General features: G+C 74.3%; 2 protein-coding genes. One reads left to right on the top strand and one right to left on the bottom strand.

The window, feature by feature from the left end:
- Positions 1-610: 610 nt before the first annotated feature.
- Positions 611-1414: an IclR family transcriptional regulator gene (locus ABZ371_RS30725; protein ID WP_358685806.1), complete on the bottom strand. Its 804-nt coding sequence runs from the start codon at positions 1412-1414 to the stop codon at positions 611-613.
- 361 nt (positions 1415-1775) lie between these two features.
- Here ABZ371_RS30725 and allB point away from each other — a divergent pair, with 361 nt between their 5' ends.
- On the top strand, positions 1776-3155 hold the full coding sequence (allB, locus tag ABZ371_RS30720) for an allantoinase AllB (protein ID WP_358685808.1): 1380 nt from the start codon (positions 1776-1778) through the stop codon (positions 3153-3155).
- Positions 3156-3232: the final 77 nt, after the last annotated feature.

Below are 3232 nucleotides of genomic sequence, written 5' to 3'. Positions count from 1 at the left end.
GTGTGAGACATGTGCCCCTGCATACCACCCGCCCGCGGCCGCGGGCGGAAGAAGCCTCGACCGGCCTCCCCGGGCAGCCGCGCGCTGTCGCCGGTCCCGGCCGCACGGTGGCGCGCGCCGCCCGTCGTGGCGTCGGCCTGCCCGGCTTCCGGGGAGCCGGCGGGGGGTGTTCGGACGGACCGGCGCGAAGGGCGTGCGAGGGAGAGTGCCGCGTCGTCGAGCGCGCGGTGGGCGCGGCCGACCGGCGGTGACGAGGACGCGTGGGTGGTGGAGCGGCGTACGGCGGTCTCCCGGCTCCGAAGGGAACCGGACGGCCGTCGCCCCGGCACGTGCACCGGCCGGAGCGTCGCCGAGGAGAACTCGCGGCCCCGCCCGCCGTGGTGGCCGGCGGCACGCCGGAGGCCCCCCGGCGGCGTGCTGGAGGTTCCTCGGCTGCGCCGCTCCCCGCTGCTCGTCGCGGGGGCGGATCGGCTCGGCCGTTGCGCCGGCCGCCCGTATCCGGGAGGTCCGGGCTGCCGTCGACCTGTTCGGCCGGCCGCCGCGCGGATGGGGGTGGCGCCCGCCTCCGCGAGGATCCGCGGGACCGGGGTGGGCGCGCGGTGGCCGTGGGTCAGCCGGTCGGGCCGCCGCTGCTGGCCAGCGCCTCCGAGAGCTCCTTGGCGATCTGCTGGAGGGTCGGCACGATCCGCTCCGTCGCGGCCTCCGTCACCCGGCCCGCCGGACCGGAGATCGAGATGGCGGCCGAGGTGGGGGAGTCGGGCACGGAGACCGCGAGGCAGCGGACCCCGATCTCCTGCTCGTTGTCGTCCACCGCGTAGCCCGCCCGGCGCACCTGCTCCAGCGCGTCGAGGAAGCCGTCCGGCGTGGTGATGGTCTTCTCGGTGGCCGCCGGCATCCCCGTCCGGGCGAGGAGTGCCCGGACCTCGTCCGCCGGGGTGTGCGCGAGCAGCGCCTTGCCCACGCCGGTGGAGTGGGGGAGCACCCGGCGGCCCACCTCGGTGAACATGCGCATCGAGTGCTTCGACGGCACCTGGGCGACGTAGACGATCTCGTCCCCGTCGAGCAGGGCCATGTTCGCCGTCTCGCCGGTCTCCTCGACCAGGCGCTGGAGGTAGGGCCGGGCCCAGGTGCCCAGCAGGCGGGCCGCGGACTCGCCGAGCCGGATGAGCCGCGGGCCCAGGGCGTAGCGGCGGTTGGGCTGCTGGCGCACGTATCCGCACACCACCAGCGTGCGCATCAGCCGGTGGATCGTCGGCAACGGCAGTCCGCTGCTCGCGGAGAGCTCGCTGAGCCCGACCTCGCCCCCGGCGTCGGCCATGCGCTCCAGCAGGTCGAAGGCGCGCTCGAGGGACTGCACCCCGCCACTGGGACCGGCGGGCTTGGAGTCGGAAGTGCTGGCGTGGGACGGCGGCACGTCAACGGTCCTTTCGAAGCGGAGGCAAGGCAGCAGCCTACCGGGCTGTTCCCGATCGGCCCACTGCTCCCGGTGCGGCGTCCTTGCCGGTCAGGACCTGTTTTGTCCCGGTGTCGGTGTCCAGGCCCGTGGTCGGCCCGGTATCCGGTGAGGTCGCTCCTGGCCCATTCTACGTTCCGCTCTGCGAAATTCGACTTCTACTTCGTGGAAACCTCCAATCAGGATCCGATCCCTCCCTCCGGCCGGGCCGAAGGGAGGGGGAGGCCTTGACGGGCCGACCCGACGAGTGAAGACTCCTTCAACAGTTCGTTGAAATCCTGAGTGAGGAGCGCGAGTGTCCGATGCGGACGTGGAGGCGGGCATGAAGAAGGCGGACGCGAAGGCGGACCGGAGGTCGGACACCGGGGCCGGCGCCGGACTCGTCCTGCGCTCGACGCGCGTCGTCACGCCGGACGGGACCCGGCCCGCCGCCGTGCTCGTCTCGGGCGGCGCGATCGAGGCAGTCCTGCCGCACGACGCCGAGCTGCCGGCCAGCGCCCGCGTGGAGGAGCTCGGCGACGACGTACTGCTCCCCGGCCTGGTGGACACGCACGTCCACGTGAACGACCCGGGCCGGACCGAGTGGGAGGGCTTCTGGACCGCCACCCGTGCCGCGGCGGCGGGCGGCATCACGACGCTGCTGGACATGCCGCTCAACTCCCTGCCCCCGACCACCACCGTGGAACACCTGCGCGTCAAGCAGCGGGTGGCCGGCCCCAAGGCACACATCGACACGGGCTTCTGGGGCGGGGCGATCCCGGACAACACCAAGGACCTCCGCCCGCTGCACGACGCCGGGGTCTTCGGCTTCAAGTGCTTCCTCTCACCGTCCGGGGTCGATGAGTTCCCCGAGCTGGACCAGGAGCAGCTGGCCCGCTCGATGGCCGAGATCGCCGGGTTCGGAGGTCTGCTGATCGTCCACGCGGAGGACCCCCACCACCTGGCCTCCGCACCCCAGCGCGGCGGCCCCGCGTACGCCGACTTCCTCGCCTCGCGGCCGCGCGACGCCGAGAACACCGCGATCGAGAGCCTCATCGCGCACGCCGAGAGGCTGAACGCGCGGATCCACGTCCTGCACCTCTCCTCCAGCGACGCCCTGCCGCTCATCGCGGCCGCCAAGCGGCGGGGGGTCCGGGTCAGCGTCGAGTCCTGCCCGCACTTCCTCACCCTCACCGCCGAGGAGGTCCCGGACGGCGCGACCGAGTTCAAGTGCTGCCCGCCCATCCGCGAGGCCGCCAACCAGGACGCCCTGTGGGCCGGACTCGCCGACGGCACGATCGACTGCGTCGTCTCCGACCACTCGCCGTGCACCACCGACCTCAAGACGCCCGACTTCGCCTCCGCGTGGGGCGGGATCTCCTCCCTCCAACTGGGGCTGCCCGCCATCTGGACCGAGGCCCGCCGGCGCGGCCACAGCCTCGACGACGTCGCCCGCTGGATGTCCGCCGCGCCCGCCCGGCTGGCCGGACTCACCCGCAAGGGCGCCATCGAGGCCGGGCGGGACGCGGACTTCGCGGTCCTCGCCCCCGACGAGACCTTCACCGTCGACCCGGCCGAGCTGTTCCACCGCAACCAGGTCACCGCCTACGCGGGCAGGACCCTGCACGGCGTGGTCCGGTCCACCTGGCTGCGCGGCACCCGGATCGCGGCCGGCGGCGTCCTCACCGAACCCACCGGCCGTCTCCTGGAGAGGGACCGCTGACGGCGTCCCGGCTCCGCGACCGGCGGGAGCGCGGCGGTCGCCCTTCCGGCCCGGCGGGCGGTTCCCGGCGGGCCGGC

The sequence above is a fragment of the Streptomyces sp. NPDC005899 genome (assembly GCF_040629645.1).
In the GTDB taxonomy this organism is placed as follows: domain Bacteria; phylum Actinomycetota; class Actinomycetes; order Streptomycetales; family Streptomycetaceae; genus Streptomyces.
Note: the sequence above shows the minus strand (reverse complement) of the source record. Positions and strands in the feature narration are given on the sequence as shown.